We start from the raw sequence: 15977 nt of genomic DNA on the forward strand, positions 1-15977 counted from the left end.
ATTTCAATCTGATTGGATCAGATCGGCGCTCTAATCCATTGTTTACCTTCGTTTTTTGTCCGAAAACCGCTTCACACTTTTTTTGAAAACGCTCTAAATAATCGTTACTTTTGCCCAATTAAACCATTTCAACATCCACAACACCTTGGATCGCTTTCATTGCCGCGGCAATTTGCGGGCTTAAGCGGTAACGGCGCGGCAATAAAATTTCAATCTCGCGTTCACCGTCATCTTTTAATAAAATAAGGCTAACTTCACCATCACCAATAGTGGTTAACTGTGTTTTGATATGCTCCACTACATCGGCAGAACGCACAAATAAACGCAGCATTTTACGAAGGCGCGCCGCCTCATCTTCTAAAGAATTAACGCTTTGGATGCGCAGGCTCACCCCTTCGGGGCGATTTTCCGCAGCAACAGTAATCACTACCGATTGCCCCGGTTCCAGCATGTCACCAAATTGGGCAAGACCTTCAGAAAAAAGAATAGCTTCATATTGACCAGTTGAATCTGAAAATTGCACAATACCCATTTTGTTGCCAGTACGGGTTTTGCGAATTTGCTTTGTGGCAACCGTTCCAGCAAGGCGGCCAGCACTAGCCCCTTTACGTACTGCATTGGAAAATACTGCCCAATCTTGTACGCGCATTTTTTCAAGGAAGGTTTTATATTCATCGAGCGGATGAGCCGATAAATAAAATCCAACCGCTTGAAATTCGCGGTGCAGTTTTTGCGCGCTAAGCCAAGGAGTTGCTTGTGGTAACATGAGCTTTTCAGCTGGGGTATCAGCAAGGCCAAAAATATCAATTTGACCACTATTACGATCTTCAAGCACGCGATGCGAACGGGCTAGGATAGTATCAATGCCTGCCACCAAAACTTCGCGGCCAATGCCAAAACAATCAAGGGCGCCTGCACTAATCAAGCTTTCAAGGGCGCGGCGATTAACAATATGGGTATCTACGCGCTCGCAAAAATCTTCCAAGGAAGAAAATGGCTTATTGCCGCGTACTTCAACAATATGGTCAACCGCCTGCTCACCTACGCCTTTAATGGCGGAAAGCGAATAATAAATGCAATTATCACCCACTTCAAAAATACGATAAGACGTCTGGATCGACGGCTGCACCACCTTGATGCCTAAACGCTCGGCTTCACGGCGAAAATCGTTAAGCTTATCGGTATTATTCATATCATAAGTCATTGATGCGGCGATAAATTCAACCGGATAATGCGCCTTCATATAGGCGGTTTGATAAGAAACAATAGCATAGGCGGCAGCGTGGGATTTATTGAAACCATAATCGGCAAATTTTGCCAAAAGATCAAAAATCGTATTGGCTTGTTGTTTAGATACGCCATTTTCAATCGCGCCATCGACAAAGCGCGATCTTTGCTTATCCATTTCCTCGCGGATTTTTTTACCCATAGCGCGGCGGAGCAAATCGGCTTCACCAAGGGAGTAGCCAGATAAAACCTGCGCAATCTGCATCACCTGTTCTTGGTAAACAATAACGCCTTGAGTTTCTTTCACAAGATAATCAATTTGCGGATGGATCGAGGCAATTTCTTCTTCGCCATGTTTGCGCGCATTATAGGTTGGAATATTTTCCATTGGTCCCGGGCGATAAAGCGCGACAAGGGCAATAATATCCTCAATTCTATCCGGCTTCATGCCCAGCAAGGCTTTACGCATACCGGCACTTTCCACCTGAAAAACGCCAACAGTTTCACCGCGCGCCATCATTTCATAGGTTAGCGCATCATCAAGGGGAATGTGAGAAAGATCTATTTTTATGTTTTTTCGCGCAACAAATTTAACCGCAGTTTGTAAGACTGTAAGGGTTTTTAACCCCAAAAAGTCAAATTTCACCAATCCTGCTTGCTCAACATATTTCATGTTAAATTGGGTGACTGGCATATCCGAACGTGGATCACGATACATCGGCACCAATTGCCACAAGGGGCGGTCACCAATAACAATACCGGCCGCATGGGTGGAGGCGTGGCGATAAAGCCCTTCTAGCTTTTGCGCAACATCAAGCAAGCGGCCAACAACTGGCTCTTTTTGCACTTCTTCTGCAAATTTTGGCTCATCTTGAATAGCTTTTGACAGCGAAACAGGATTAGCAGGATTTGATGGAACAAGCTTACTTAAGCGGTCAACCTGCCCATAGGGTATTTCAAGCACACGCCCCACATCGCGCAATACGGCGCGCGCTTGCAGCGTTCCAAAGGTGATAATCTGCGCAACTTGTTCGCGGCCATATTTACCCTGCACATAGCGAATGACTTCTTCGCGCCGATCCTGACAAAAATCAATATCAAAGTCCGGCATTGATACGCGGTCAGGATTCAAAAACCGCTCAAAAAGCAGCGAAAAGCGCAAAGGATCAACATCGGTAATGGTAAGCGCATAAGCAACCAGCGAGCCAGCACCAGAACCACGCCCTGGTCCTACGGGAATATCCTTACTCTTTGCCCATTTGATAAAGTCAGCAACGATCAAAAAATAGCCGGGAAACTGCATGCGTTCAATAATGCCAATTTCATATTCCAACCGCTTTTCATAGTCTTCAACATTATAGCCATCAGCAAGCCCTGCGGTTTCAAGTCGCCATTTTAAACCTTCTCGCGCTTGGCGGCTAAGTTCTGCAGCTTCTGCGGCAAGGGCTGCATCAGGGTCATCCGACTGGCCAGTAAATCGCGGCAAGATCGGCTTTCTAGTTGGGGTAAAACTGTGGCAGCGTAATGCAATTTCAACGGTATTTTCAATGGCTTCGGGAAGATCTTTAAAAAGCGCAACCATTTCATCTTGCGTTTTCATATAATGATCTGGCGTTATGCGGCGGCGATCATCATTAGACACCACTTGGCCAGCGGCAATAGCCAGCAACGCATCGTGGGCTTCATAATCTTCACGCTTTAAGAAAAAGCCTTCATTGGTTGCAACAAGGGGCAATTCGCGTGCATAGGCAAGTTCCACCAGCTTTGCCTCAAGAGCACGATCATAATCGCCTTGCCGTTCAAGTTCAACATAAAGCCGATCTTTAATTGCCTTTTGCAAAAACTCAATGCGGTTCAAAGCCTTGTCAGGGCGATCTTCTTTAAAGGCAGCAGCAATAGGCCCATTTAAACCACCAGTTAAAACAATAATACCATCACCAATTTCATTAAGGTATTGCGCTCTAATATGGGGTGGATCTGTATCCAATTTATCAAGATATGCACGGCTTACAAGGTCAACAAGATTATTATAACCTGTATCATTGGCAGCAAGAAATACCATTGATTGAAAATCTGCAGCGGTGCGCATTTTAACTATGCGGCTATCACGCGCATCATCTTCAAAATCTACAGCTAATTGACAACCAATAATGGGTTGAATACCCACCTTAAAACATTTTTGGGTAAATTCCAATGCGCCAAATAGATTATTGGTATCAGTAATAGCAATTGCCGCTTCATGGTCGCTTGCTGCATGAGCAACGATTTTGTCGGTTTTAAGCGCTCCTTCAAGCAATGAAAAAGCAGAATGGACGCGCAAATGGACAAACTTAGGATAAGAAAGTGATTTAGGCGTTTGTGTTGTTGTTTCACTCACCAGTATGGATCCTATTTTGCTTCAGGTTTTATGAATGTGGTGCTGAATATAGCTTGAATATATGGCATTTATATCAACACATATGATAGGTGATATAAAGATAATATTTACAACTTTAAAGCCCTCTTTGCCGAAAATATGCTTCAATTAGCAGATTGTTCGTGAGCTCGACTAAAGAAGCTAAGCTTTGCTTCAAGGCTTTACTAAATAGCTTCATAATAAATTTTGTGAAACGCCAGTTAATGGCAGAGCTGTTTAAGAAAATATATAGATTTTTAATATTTCGAGAAAAATATTTAGTTTAAAAAATATATTTGAAACAAGCAATTGTACGATGAGTTCAAATTTTTGATAGATCAATAAAAGGTAGCGAAATTAGTTTAAATAGAAATGTTTTATATTGTATTGTTTGGTAAAATAGATGGTGCCAAATAAATTTATAAAAAGACAAAAATAAAATGGCGATGTTTATAGAGTAAATATACTCAGTTAAACATTAACGCCATTTTTTCACATGAAGTGTAAAGACTATGTATCACCTTGTGGGTGGTAAAATTTATATTTTAATTATCAAATTATTAAAGATAACTTAACTCCCCCGCAGGTGTTAAAGTTATATTATTGCTTAGCTGCCCGCTTTTTACGTTTGCGGCCTAGTCCCATTTCTTTTGCGAGTTCAGAACGCGCCATGGCATAATTAGGAGCAACCATAGGATAATTTGGATCAAGATCCCATTTTTCACGGTATTGTTCTGGGGTTAAGCCGTAATGGGTCATCAAATGGCGTTTTAATGATTTAAACTTTTTACCATCTTCAAGGCAAATAATGTAATCTTCACCAACAGAGCGCTTTGGATTAACTGCAGGCTTGGGTTTTTCAGTAACGACTTCAACAGTATTAGTTGCATCGATACTGGATAGCGCACCATGTACATTGGTGATTATTGTTGGTAATTCAGCTGCTTGGCAATCATTATTGCTTACATATGCAGCAACGATATCAGCGGTCAATGCGATCAACATTGCCCGGTCAGTTTCATTATTATCAGAGCTTTCCATAAGTTCTTCCTTTTGGTCTTGTTTTATCAAGTCAAAATACAAAAATATGGCTTAATAAAAAGCCTATATAAATCTATCTGACAAGGATTTAGCTATTTGTGTTGCTAATATCATTACATATAAAATTGTCAATCGATGTGATATCTAAATTCTATTAATTTTTATATAGGCAACGATATCGGTCTTTCAATTATATTACAATATATTTTATATAATAAATAAGCAGATATTTTTTATTAAAAAAATGTAAGGTTATATCGCAAATATGTGATTTTAAAAAAACTGCAAATGAAATTTATATAGTTCTCCACTTGTATTGTAGTAGAGCTACTCTATTTTAAAATTAAAATTTCGACAATGGGTATTAAAAGTGAATAGATTAAATAATACACACTTAAAAGTTATTAAAACTGATGAAGAGTGGCAAGAACAGCTTACCCCTATTCAATATCAGATTACGCGCCAGCATGGTACCGAGCGAGCGTTTTCCAGTCCAGATTTTGATACGTCGCATCCTGGCATATTCCGTTGTATTTGTTGTGGCAATGCTCTGTATGATTCATCTGATAAATATGAATCTGGTACAGGTTGGCCAAGCTTTAGCCAACCTATTAGAGAAGATGCAGTTATTTGTGTAGATGATCATTCCTATGGAATGGAGCGTACTGAAATTCGTTGTGCTGATTGTGACGCACATCTTGGCCATGTTTTTCCTGATGGCCCTCCACCTACTGGCCTTAGATTTTGTATGAATGGTCACGCGTTAAGCTATGATCAACAAAGTATTAATTCTTATTGATAGTGTTTTTTTATATTTAATATTAGCAACGTTTCTTTGTTTAAGGGTGTGTTAGCGTTTTTTAAGGATAAAAAGGTGATTGATTATTTTGATCAATCACCTTTTTAATAAATGTACACCCAACCATTTATTTTAATAAATATTATTGCTTGGATAGCCTAATTTATATAATCTATTTAAGTTTTATAGATTGTTAAAACAAAGTTACTCATCTTCTTCATCTAGGCTTAAAACACCACCGGTTTGACGTGACCAGAGTTTTGCGTAGATGCCATTTTGTGCTAAAAGCTCCTCATGGGTTCCATCTTCTACAATTATACCTTTTTCCATAATAATTAGGCGGTCCATTGCGGCAATGGTTGAAAGACGATGGGCAATTGCAAGTACAGTTTTGCCTTCCATCAATCTCATCAAATTTTCTTGAATAGCAAATTCTGCTTCGGAATCGAGAGCCGATGTTGCTTCATCAAGAATGAGAATCGGTGCATCTTTGAGCATAACCCTTGCAATGGCTATACGTTGGCGTTGGCCACCAGAAAGTCTGGCACCGCGCTCGCCAACTTGCGCATCAAAACCTGTATTTCCGGAGTGATCGCGTAATTGGTCGATAAAATCAGCAGCTTCTGCATCACTTACCGCAGCTATCACGTCATCATGGCTAGCATCAGGACGACCATATATGATGTTTTCGCGCAATGAGCGGTGGAGCAATGCAGTATCTTGCGTCACCATCCCTATATTAGCTCTAAGTGATTCTTGGCTGACATTGGCGATATTTTGCCCGTCAATTAGGATGCGACCGGTCTCAACGTCAAAAAAGCGCAACAGTAAATTGACAAGGGTTGATTTACCCGCACCAGAACGGCCAACAATACCAACTTTTTGCCCTGGCAAAATATTCAAGTTCAAGTTACTGATAACACCTTTACCTTTGCCATAATGAAAACCAATATTTTCAAAACGAATATCACCTTTGGTGACAATAAGCGGCTTGGCATCAGGCTTATCTTCAATAAGGCGTGGGCGGGCAATAGAATTAATGCCATCTGCAACAACGCCGATATTTTCAAATAATGCCGACATTTCCCACATAATCCATTGTGCCATGCCATTAAGACGCAATACAAGACCAATGGCGACAGCAACAGCGCCAACCATTACTGCGCCGTTAACCCAAAGATACAGTCCTAATGCGCCAACAACAAAAAGAAGTAGGCAATTACTTGCATAAACGCCAAAGGAAACCAACGAAATAAGTCGCATCTGTTTATGAACAGTTGTTTGAAAGCCAACAAATGCATCACGCGCATGGGTTTCTTCGCGTTGATCATGGGAAAAAAGTTTGACTGTGGCTATATTGGTATAGGTATCAACAACGCGCCCCGTCATCAGAGAACGCGCGTCTGCCTGTGCTTCTGAAGCGCGGCGCAATTTTGGAATGAAAAAACTAAGAATTGCGATATAGGTTAATAACCAACCAATAAAAGGCAGCATTAACCGCCAATCGGCACTTGCGGCAAGAATTAACGTACCGATAAAATAAACAATGACATAATTTAATACATCAAATAGTTTCATGATGGTTTCACGCACTGATAATGCAGTTTGCATAACCTTTGCGGAAATCCGTCCAGAAAATTCATTTTGGAAATAACTAATTGATTGGCCTAATAAATAGCGATGAATAAGCCAACGAATACGCATCGGATAATTGCCAAGCAAAGTCTGATGCATAATTAAGGAATGGATACCAACCGTTACCGGCAATAGCACCAATACAATAAAAGCAATAAAACCTAGCTTGCCCGATTGGTTGGCAAGAAATGTTTGAGGGCTTTCCGATGACAACCAATTAACAATATTGCCTAAAAATCCAAATAGTGAAACTTCCATTATAGCTATTAGCGCGGTAAACACCGCCATTAAAGCAAGCCATCCCCAAACGCCCTTTGTATAATGAATGCAAAATGCAACAAGGCCGCGTGGTGGCATTGTTGGTGGATCGGCAGGAAAAGCATCAAGCCTGCGCTCAAACCATCCAAACATGTATTATCTCCTTTTAACGGGTCACAAATTACCGTTATAAATAGTAGTTTTGCACTGTTTTTATTTATAGGTGCTAAGGATATAGGGAATTACAATTGCCATTAAAGGCTAAATTCCATCAATATAACAATTAATTGAAATGATTATATCGTAAGCAGTTTATTACAACAAGCCGAGTTTTAAAAACTTAACAACATGGCCTTTAGGCGTTTAAAGCTGAATATAGATAGTTTGGGTAATGGGATGCATGCAAAAAGTAAATTATGTTGAACTTTTTGTCTAAATCCGTTTAATGCCTTATATCATATTCTCATTTTCTATGGTTTTTTATTCAATGACGTTACAGCTCGCTTTATACCAACCCGATATCCCTGGTAATACTGGCACTATCATTCGCCTTGGTGCATGTCTTGATATAGGTATCAATATTATTGAACCTGCGGGGTTTGATATTTCTGACCGTAATTTAAAAAGAGCGGGCATGGATTATGTGGAGTTAGCCCATTTACGCCGCCATCAAGATTGGCAGGAATTTACTAGATTAATGGCAGAGGAAAAACGACGCATTATTCTATTCACCACTCATTCTGATAAAGCTTATTATGATTTTTCGTTTAAAGCTAATGATTGCTTGCTTTTTGGACGTGAATCCGCAGGCGTTCCTGAAGATGTCCATAATTTTGCATTTGAAAGAGTTACGATTCCAATGAGCCCTAAAGCACGCTCGCTTAATTTGGCTTTGAGCGTTGCTATGGCCGCAGGCGAAGCTAAGCGGCAAATTTTGTTAACAGATTAAGCATTGAATTAGATCTTATTGGCAGGTTTTATGTTTTGTGAAACTCCGTTGTTGATAGGAAAACGTAATATAAGTTAATAAGTTTCTAGCTTACTAAGGCAATCTGCATATAAAGCTGTGTAAAGCTTGTATGAAGCATTGCAGTTCGCGGTTAGACATAGAACAATTGCTAAGCACCATCAATTTAACCAATTGTTAAGAGAACGCTTATGAAAATGCCATTGATTCCAAGTGATATACCGGCAGATATTGATGAGAAAAAAACTCAGGTTTCAAAATGGTTTGAAGATTTGCGCGACCGTATTTGCTTAAGTTTTGAACAGATTGAGCGTGATCTTGAAGGGCCGTTAAGTGAATATTTGCCTGCAAAATTTGAGCGTATCCCTTGGCAAAAGCAAGGTGGTTTGCAAGGTGGTGGTGTAAGATCTGTTCTTCATGGGCGCGTTTTTGAAAAAGCGGCGATTATGACCTCGACAGTATTTGGCGAGATTGAACCAGAATTGCGCAAGGCAATACCCGGCGCCGAGGAAGATCCGCGTTATTGGTCTTCTGCTATTTCTTTAATCGCCCATCCTCAAAGCCCTCATGTACCAACTGTTCATATGAATACGCGGCTTATTGTAACAACGCGCCAGTGGTTTGGTGGTGGTGCAGATTTAACCCCAATGCTTAGTGAGCGGCGCACCCAGCAAGATAGCGACAGCGTTGCATTTCATAAAGCATTTCGCTTTGTTTGTGATAAGCACAAGGATGTTGCTGATTATGACAAGCTTAAAAAATGGTGCGATGATTATTTTTATTTAAAACATCGCCAAGAACCGCGTGGTATTGGCGGTGTTTTTTATGATTGGCTGCACTCTAGTGAAGAGCAGGGCGGCTTTGATGCCGATTTGGATTTTACTCGTGATATTGGTCGCGCTTTTGCAGTTGTATATCCCTATATTGTAAGGCAAAATTTTAACAAACCATGGACAGAGGAACAGCGCGAAGAGCAGCTTATTCAACGTGGTCGTTATGCCGAATTTAATCTACTTTATGATCGCGGAACGCTTTTTGGTTTAAAAACCGGTGGCAATGTTGATGCTATTCTTTCCTCTTTACCGCCTGCCGTGCGCTGGCCTTAAGGTTTTTATAGTTTATCAAAAATTAGATGCGCTGCCCAAATTACAATATTTGGGTGGTGTTTTTATTTGGTGATAAGGTTTTAACTATTTCGCTGTGTGCATTTTGGGTCTATCGTCTATAGATCGAAAGGGGGATTTCAATGAAAAAAATCCTTGGTCTGTTCGTCACATTTTTTGTTGCGCATTATTGTTTGATTGGTTGGTTATCCGCTCAAAATTTGGTTGAGGCTGGCGCAAAAGACACCCCGTCCTCCCATAGTTATTTTGATAAGGCTCCAAGAAGTGTTTTTACGCTTGCTCAAAAAATTGAACGCAAGCAAGATATCACCCTTGCAGAAGTAAAAGCATTACCAGAAGGAGCGCTTAACGCGCGTTATGACACTGAGATCACTTTGTTATTTTTTGCCGCTCGGCACTATAATTTACAAGCTATTGATATTTTACTGCAAGCGGGGGCTGATCCCTATATGGTTGATAAACCATCTCAAAAATCGGTGCATGATTTTACATTCTATATCACCGATATGAACACGCCCGGCAGCTATGAAGATACCATGAGATTTCGCACCGAACTGATGCGGATATATTTAAAAAATGGCGGTGATCCAAACCATGAATTACCATCTACCTCAAAAACGCATTTATTGGTAAGTGCAATATTAATGCGTAATATTAAAGGTGCACGCATGCTAATCGAGGCTGGAGCCGACCCTTTTAAAATGGAAGGGACAGGACTTACTGGGCCAACAATGTTGGCAATTCGTCGAGATGATGAAAGTAATCAGTTACTCAAAGATATTATCTGCAATGGTGCATATGATCATGCAACAGAAGAGCAGGTTCGAAAAATTATTACTTATTTGAAGCCATTGGGTGCGACTGATTTACAGCGTGAAACAAATCAAAGAAAATTAGCGATGTTTATATTAAAAAGACATCCTAATTTTAAGGATAATGTTTCAACAAAATATATATTTAACGGTCCGATTCCATGGACAACCATTGGTGAAACAAGTGATGAGGTGTTATGTAAATGATAGCTTTTTAGCTAATCAGCCCAAATTAATGAATAATTTTAGGCTGATTATTTTAATAAAGAGGGATTACGTTTTAATCATGTGTTGAATGGTGGTTATTATTTTTTGTTTTCAACAGTGATACAACAACACCAATTGTTAAAATACCAAAAGTAATAATTAACGACCAAATCGCGGGGAATTTATCCCAATTCATGAGGTCCGCAATAAACATTTTACTGCCAATGAAAATAAGCAATACTGAAAGTGCATATTTCAAATAGGCAAAGCGGTGTAACACAGCGGCCAACGCAAAAAACAACGCACGAAGACCTAATATCGCAAAAATATTCGACGTATAAACAATAAATGGGTCAGTTGTGATGGTAAATACTGCTGGTACTGAATCTACTGCAAAAATAATATCGGTAAATTCTACCATTATGAGTGCAAGGAAAAGCGGTGTTGCAAAACGCAATAATTTGCCGTTCTGTGGCTGTTTAACAAAAAACTTATTGCCATGAAGATCATCCGTAACGCGCAAATATTTGCGCGCAAAGCGCAATACAGGATTACGGCTCATATCAGGCTCCGCTTCATCTTTGGCAAAAAGCATCTTAATACCCGTAAAGATAAGAAATGCTGCAAAGAGATAAAGAACGAAATGATAATTGGCTACGATAGCGGAGCCAAAGCCGATCATTAAACCGCGCAATATGATAACGCCTAAAACACCCCAGAATAAAACGCGGTGTTGATATTGGCGAGGAATAGCCAGCATGGAGAAAATAAGCGCAATGACAAAAATATTGTCAAGCGACAAGGTTTTTTCAACGACAAAGGCGGTTAAATATTGCGCTGTTTCGGTAGCGCCCATTTGCCAATAAACAATACCAGAAAAGGCAATACCAAGACTGATATAAAAGGCGGATAATTTTAAACTTTTACCGATTTCAATTTCATGGTCACCACGGTTAAAAAGACCAAGATCTAGCACAAGAAGAAATAAAACAATGACAAGGAAAAATAGCCAAAGCCAAATTGGGGTGCCTAGAAAAGGCATAAAAAACATGTCCATAAAGACCTCAATTAATTGGAAGAGATCCACAGACAATAGCGGGCGGACCTCAAGATAACTCGAAGTGGTCCGACATCGCAGTTTTTCAAATTAAACTACCAGAGGGGCCCGGCCCATGCAAACAAGATAAGGCCGCCTTTTACTTAATTCAAGGGCGAGGCTCAAAAAAATTAAACCATATCAGCTTGCGGTAGAATGAATGGCACATGGGCTGGGGGCAGGGCATTGACCGGTAGATAGCAATTATAAATATTTTGTAGATTTGCCGCGGTGATAACCTCTTGCGGTATGCCTTTGGCAGCAATCTTACCTTTTTGCATTAAAATAAGATGATCAGCATAGCGGGCTGCAAGGTTCAAGTCATGCAAAATAGCAATGACCCCACCGCCTTGTTTCACAAAATCTTTGGCGATATTCATAACCGTTAATTGATGTTCTATATCAAGGGCGGCAACTGGTTCATCAAGCATTAGCCAGCAAGGCTTGCCTTCATATTCGGGCTGCCAAATTTGGCATAAAACACGGGCAAGCTGAACGCGTGCTTGTTCACCACCTGAAAGCTCTTGGTAAAATTTTGCATGGTAATCAACTAAGTCCACTTTACTTAAAGCGGCATAAATTAATTCGTCATCACTAGCTAATAAGCGGCCATTGCCTGCTGATAGGCCAATTGCCACCACTTCACGCACTAAAAACGGAAAAGACATGGTACTGGCTTGAGGCAAAACAGCGCGTTGGCAAGCAAGTTGCCATGCTTTTATATGACGTGTATTTTGTCCATTGATGTAAATATCACCGCTATATTGTAATTCTCCGCAAAGTGCGCTGAGTAAAGTTGTTTTGCCAGAACCATTTGGACCGATAATAACAGTTAATTCACCCGCTTTAATATTAATAGCTAAGTCTTCAATGATGGTTTTTTTGCCGCGATTGACGCTAAGGTTTTCAACTTTTATCATCATAACATCATCCCGCGTTGGCGCAGCAAAATCCAAAGAAAGAAGGGAGCACCAAGAAGCGCTGTTATTATGCCAATGGGCAATTCGGCCGGATAAACCACTATGCGGGCAATATAATCGGCAAAGATAACAAGGCAAGCGCCAAGAAGTGCGGAGCATGGAATAAGATAGCGATGGTTGGGGCCGATAATTAGCCGTAATATATGGGGTATAACAATACCAACAAAACCAATGCCACCACTTACCGCGACTGCCGCACCACACATTAAGGCCACCAAAACAATTGAAATGTTTTTAAGTCTTTGTACTGGAAACCCTAAATGGCCTGCCACGGCCTCACCAAGTGCCAAGGCATTTAAGCCATTAGCTAAAAATGGCGCTATGCATAGGCCAAGAACAATAAATGGTGCTGCAATGATTACTTTTTGCATGGTTGTACCTACCAGAGAGCCTAGGCTCCAAAAGGTAATGTCACGCAATTGTTGATCACTTGCTTTAAAGACCAATACGCCAATAATTGCACCAATAAGCGCAGCAATGGCAATGCCTGCCAAAAGCATGGTTGCAATAGATGTCTTTCCATTGTGCGTGGCGATTGAATAAAGTAATAAGGTTATAATTAAACTACATAGAAAAGCACTAAAAACAATGCCAAAGGAGCCTATGATTGGGCTGATACTTATTGGAATAATGTGACCTAATACGATGAATATCACCGCACCAAAGCCAGCACCTGCTGATACGCCAACAATGCCAGGGTCTGCCAATGGGTTGCGAAATAAGCCTTGCATTAAAACGCCGCAAACAGCAAGGGCACTACCAACAAATACGCCAAGAATAACCCTTGGTAAGCGAATATCGATCAGTACCAGATAATCTTGTGTTGCTTGCACTTGTTCAAAATTTTCGGTACTAAAATAATGGCTAATCAACCTTAGCAATGAAACATCTGTTTGCCCTAATAAAAGGCCGCAAAGCACGCTAGCAATGAAAATTGGAATAAGGGCAATTAATACTAATTGACCACGAAGACTTCTGTCACCTTTTCGCATTGCCGAAAGAGTTTCGCTCTTTGGCACAGGCGCAGTGTGGCTCGACAAAGACATTATTTTTCCTATTTCGATTGATTTTGGCCATAAAGCAATTCTGCAACATCACGTGCTGCTGCGGCCGTACGTGGGCCAAAGCCAAGCAAATAAAGCCCATCCATGTCTTTAATCATATTATTTTTAGCTGCAGGAGTTGCAAGAACGGCCGGCAAATCGGTAAGTTGGGTGGTAACAGGGCGGCCTGGAAATGGTGACATCGACAAGATCATATCAGGTTTTGCAGCTAGCAATGCTTCATCGTTTAAGAGTTTATAGCCATCAAATCCAGTGATTGCGTTTTCTGCACCTGCAAGCTTAATGATGCCATCAGCTGCCGTATTGCTACCAGCCGCCATAACGCGACCATTTTGTACGGAAAGTACAAAGAGAATTTTTTTCTTTTCTGTAACCTTATTCGTCAACTCATCGGTTTTATTAAAATCTTCATTAAGTTTGGTAATAAGCTCATCGGCTTTGTCTTCAAGCATTAGGGCTTTACCAACACTGCGCACTTTGGTGATAACACCATCTCGGCTAAAGCTTTCTGGCACAACAACCATTGGCACCGACGCTTTTTCTAAAATATCAATTGTAGGCTTTGGGCCGCTACCTTCAACCAGCAAAATACCCTTTGGTGCCAGCGATAAAATGCTTTCAGCTGAAAGGGCGCGCATATAGCCAATATCTGGTAAAGCTTTGGCAGCTTCGGGATAGATGCTGGTCATATCGCGGCCAATGATCCTATCTTGTGCGTCAAGTGCATAAACAATCTCAGTTAATGCGCCGCCAATGACGATAATTTTGGAGTCTTTCGGTAAAACTTCGGTTTCCGCGCTTTGTGCGGTATGGCTAACCGAAAATAAGCACAGAATAAGAGTTGTTTGGATAAGTATCTTTTGCCAAAGAGAAAATGGCTTTTTGATAGTTTTATAAAACATCGTGTTATCCTGTGATTAATGTTGATGATATTTTTGATAGTTAAATTTGGTTCAGCTGCATGATGAAGGGCAATAATATTCGCTATACAAACTGATTTTACTTAGAGGAAAATTTATAGGTAATTTTCCTCTAAACCGTATTATGTATGTTTAGGCAACTGCGCTTTGCTCTAAGCGTGGTAGGGATGCCATCAGGTCGCTCCATGCGCTTAGTTCTTTTTCGCCTTCTTGACGTTTGCCAAAGAATTGAATGATAAGATTATTATCCTTATCAAACACTTCCATAGAGGTGATTTCGCCGTCTTTGGTTGGCTTTTTTACAGCCCAAATTTTTTCAACATTAGGTTCCAATAAATGGAGGTGGAATTGCTCATCCATAATATTGGTCCATTCACCATAAGGTTTGACTGGGCCAATTTTACCGGTGAAGATTTGAATGCAACCACGATTACCAACAAAGCACATAATTGGTAAATCTTGTTCATGAGATTTATCAAGCATGGTTTTGATCGCACTTTTATCCAATTCGTAAGCAAAACGATCGCCAACAATATGGTTTGCTTCATGGCGCTCAACTTGCATATCTTTTAAAATATTATGCAATTGATGCACATCTTTCATTTCACTCCAGCGGCGACGGAATTCTTCAATATCAACATCGCCTTCACGCTTTGCTGCTTCTTTCGTAAAAGGCTCAACGCTAATCATGTCGGTTGGTGTGCCAAGTGAATTTTGGTCAGCAAAAGCTTTCCATGCTTCATGATCGGTGCCTTCATGTTCATAAATCTTAAATACAGCAGTACCAAACTTGTCAAAATATTGGATGCTATTATATTTTTTGCCCATGATCTCGACTTGCTTTTCAAACGCAAAAGCCCAGTTTTTATTGAAAATGCGCAAGTCAATTTCGCCTAATGTGAGCGATGCCCCCTCACCATAAAAGGTTTTTTCAAAATGTCCGCGCATTTCATGTACGGCTGAATCGTTGCGTACGATGCATAAGACTTTACCAAAAGTTTTAGCTTTTTCTAAAAGATCAGCAATATCTACCTTTAATTGGCGGGCTTCACTATTACAGGCATAGGCGCAAATGAGTTCAGCTTCAGTGATGCCGATAGACTTCACAAAATCGCGTTCGCGCAGTTTGACGCCACTTTCAGCGACTGCGGCTTTATGTTTGGTGATGATGTCTTGTGCTTTTGCGTTCAACATGGAAAATTCCTATTTGTTTAATATTAGCTTGCCAAAGCGCGTTTTCTTTAAGCGATAGGTGGTATTTTCGTGAATGATAATAACTTCACGACTATTTTTAAAAAGTTGAGCGCTATCTATGATTGGCGGTGTAAGCAATGTCGCAGTAGACAGATCTGCATCATCTGCTAACTTATTTTTTACCGCATCTCCCATGATCATTCCCATTTTATTTCTCCGTTTTTTAAGAGCCGCGCTATAAAAGGGAAAAGCGCATTA

13 protein-coding genes are annotated in these 15977 nt (G+C 40.5%); 4 read left to right on the top strand and 9 right to left on the bottom strand.

Annotation, left to right across the window (positions count from 1 at the left end; translation table 11 throughout):
* Positions 1 to 118 precede the first annotated feature (118 nt).
* Entirely contained in the window at positions 119 to 3604 is a 3486-nt protein-coding gene (gene dnaE, locus H3299_RS04460) for a DNA polymerase III subunit alpha (protein ID WP_246708139.1), read from the bottom strand.
* 618 nt (positions 3605 to 4222) lie between these two features.
* Positions 4223 to 4663, bottom strand: a complete 441-nt coding sequence (locus tag H3299_RS04465; protein WP_182419105.1) for a MucR family transcriptional regulator — start codon at positions 4661 to 4663, stop codon at positions 4223 to 4225.
* A 370-nt stretch (positions 4664 to 5033) separates the two neighbouring features.
* On the opposite strand from H3299_RS04465, the gene msrB reads away from it, so the two are divergent.
* Entirely contained in the window at positions 5034 to 5462 is a 429-nt protein-coding gene (gene msrB, locus H3299_RS04470; protein ID WP_182419106.1) for a peptide-methionine (R)-S-oxide reductase MsrB, read from the top strand.
* Between the two features lie 204 nt (positions 5463 to 5666).
* On the opposite strand, the gene H3299_RS04475 is transcribed toward msrB, so the two are convergent.
* On the bottom strand, positions 5667 to 7508 hold the full coding sequence (locus tag H3299_RS04475) for an ABC transporter ATP-binding protein (protein WP_182419107.1): 1842 nt from the start codon (positions 7506 to 7508) through the stop codon (positions 5667 to 5669).
* A gap of 334 nt (positions 7509 to 7842) precedes the next feature.
* Between H3299_RS04475 and H3299_RS04480 the strand changes: the two genes are divergently transcribed.
* The 3 genes from H3299_RS04480 (at position 7843) to H3299_RS04490 (ending at position 10465) form a co-directional block, all read left to right on the top strand.
* Positions 7843 to 8304, top strand: a complete 462-nt coding sequence (locus tag H3299_RS04480) for a tRNA (cytidine(34)-2'-O)-methyltransferase (protein WP_182419108.1) — start codon at positions 7843 to 7845, stop codon at positions 8302 to 8304.
* Positions 8305 to 8513: 209 nt separating this feature from the next.
* A complete protein-coding gene (gene hemF, locus H3299_RS04485; RefSeq protein ID WP_182419109.1) occupies positions 8514 to 9428 on the top strand; it encodes an oxygen-dependent coproporphyrinogen oxidase in 915 nt (304 codons plus the stop codon).
* A 140-nt stretch (positions 9429 to 9568) separates the two neighbouring features.
* Positions 9569 to 10465 (top strand): ankyrin repeat domain-containing protein, encoded by an 897-nt coding sequence (locus tag H3299_RS04490; RefSeq protein WP_182419110.1) that lies wholly within the window; start codon positions 9569 to 9571, stop codon positions 10463 to 10465.
* Positions 10466 to 10538: 73 nt separating this feature from the next.
* Here the strand turns inward: H3299_RS04490 and H3299_RS04495 are convergent, their stop codons facing one another.
* The 6 genes from H3299_RS04495 to hemP all read right to left on the bottom strand — a co-directional run bounded on the left by H3299_RS04495 (position 10539) and on the right by hemP (position 15926).
* On the bottom strand, positions 10539 to 11522 hold the full coding sequence (locus H3299_RS04495) for a TerC family protein (RefSeq protein ID WP_182419111.1): 984 nt from the start codon (positions 11520 to 11522) through the stop codon (positions 10539 to 10541).
* Positions 11523 to 11692: 170 nt separating this feature from the next.
* On the bottom strand, positions 11693 to 12481 hold the full coding sequence (locus tag H3299_RS04500; protein ID WP_182419642.1) for a heme ABC transporter ATP-binding protein: 789 nt from the start codon (positions 12479 to 12481) through the stop codon (positions 11693 to 11695).
* Positions 12481 to 13587 carry an iron ABC transporter permease gene (locus H3299_RS04505; RefSeq protein WP_182419112.1) on the bottom strand — a complete coding sequence of 369 codons (1107 nt, stop codon included), beginning with the start codon at positions 13585 to 13587 and terminating at the stop codon, positions 12481 to 12483. Before H3299_RS04505 ends, H3299_RS04500 begins: the two co-directional genes overlap by 1 nt.
* An 8-nt stretch (positions 13588 to 13595) precedes the next feature.
* Positions 13596 to 14507 (bottom strand): hemin ABC transporter substrate-binding protein, encoded by a 912-nt coding sequence (locus H3299_RS04510; RefSeq protein ID WP_182419113.1) that lies wholly within the window; start codon positions 14505 to 14507, stop codon positions 13596 to 13598.
* A 150-nt stretch (positions 14508 to 14657) separates the two neighbouring features.
* A complete protein-coding gene (locus H3299_RS04515) occupies positions 14658 to 15719 on the bottom strand; it encodes a hemin-degrading factor (RefSeq protein WP_182419114.1) in 1062 nt (353 codons plus the stop codon).
* Between the two features lie 9 nt (positions 15720 to 15728).
* Positions 15729 to 15926, bottom strand: coding sequence for a hemin uptake protein HemP (gene hemP / locus H3299_RS04520; protein WP_246708140.1), 198 nt, complete (start codon positions 15924 to 15926; stop codon positions 15729 to 15731).
* Positions 15927 to 15977: the final 51 nt, after the last annotated feature.

The sequence above is a fragment of the Bartonella sp. HY038 genome (assembly GCF_014117425.1).
Lineage (GTDB): Bacteria > Pseudomonadota > Alphaproteobacteria > Rhizobiales > Rhizobiaceae > HY038.

Bases quoted from the DNA above. Each gene is read 5' to 3' on its own strand.
- H3299_RS04465 (WP_182419105.1), bottom strand. From the start codon at position 4,663: ATGGAAAGCTCTGATAATAATGAAACTGACCGGGCAATGTTGATCGCA.
- H3299_RS04475 (WP_182419107.1), bottom strand. From the start codon at position 7,508: ATGTTTGGATGGTTTGAGCGCAGGCTTGATGCTTTTCCTGCCGATCCA.
- H3299_RS04480 (WP_182419108.1), top strand. From the start codon at position 7,843: ATGACGTTACAGCTCGCTTTATACCAACCCGATATCCCTGGTAATACT.
- hemF (WP_182419109.1), top strand. From the start codon at position 8,514: ATGAAAATGCCATTGATTCCAAGTGATATACCGGCAGATATTGATGAG.
- H3299_RS04490 (WP_182419110.1), top strand. From the start codon at position 9,569: ATGAAAAAAATCCTTGGTCTGTTCGTCACATTTTTTGTTGCGCATTAT.
- H3299_RS04495 (WP_182419111.1), bottom strand. From the start codon at position 11,522: ATGGACATGTTTTTTATGCCTTTTCTAGGCACCCCAATTTGGCTTTGG.
- H3299_RS04500 (WP_182419642.1), bottom strand. From the start codon at position 12,481: ATGATAAAAGTTGAAAACCTTAGCGTCAATCGCGGCAAAAAAACCATC.
- H3299_RS04505 (WP_182419112.1), bottom strand. From the start codon at position 13,587: ATGTCTTTGTCGAGCCACACTGCGCCTGTGCCAAAGAGCGAAACTCTT.
- H3299_RS04510 (WP_182419113.1), bottom strand. From the start codon at position 14,507: ATGTTTTATAAAACTATCAAAAAGCCATTTTCTCTTTGGCAAAAGATA.
- H3299_RS04515 (WP_182419114.1), bottom strand. From the start codon at position 15,719: ATGTTGAACGCAAAAGCACAAGACATCATCACCAAACATAAAGCCGCA.
- hemP (WP_246708140.1), bottom strand. From the start codon at position 15,926: ATGGGAATGATCATGGGAGATGCGGTAAAAAATAAGTTAGCAGATGAT.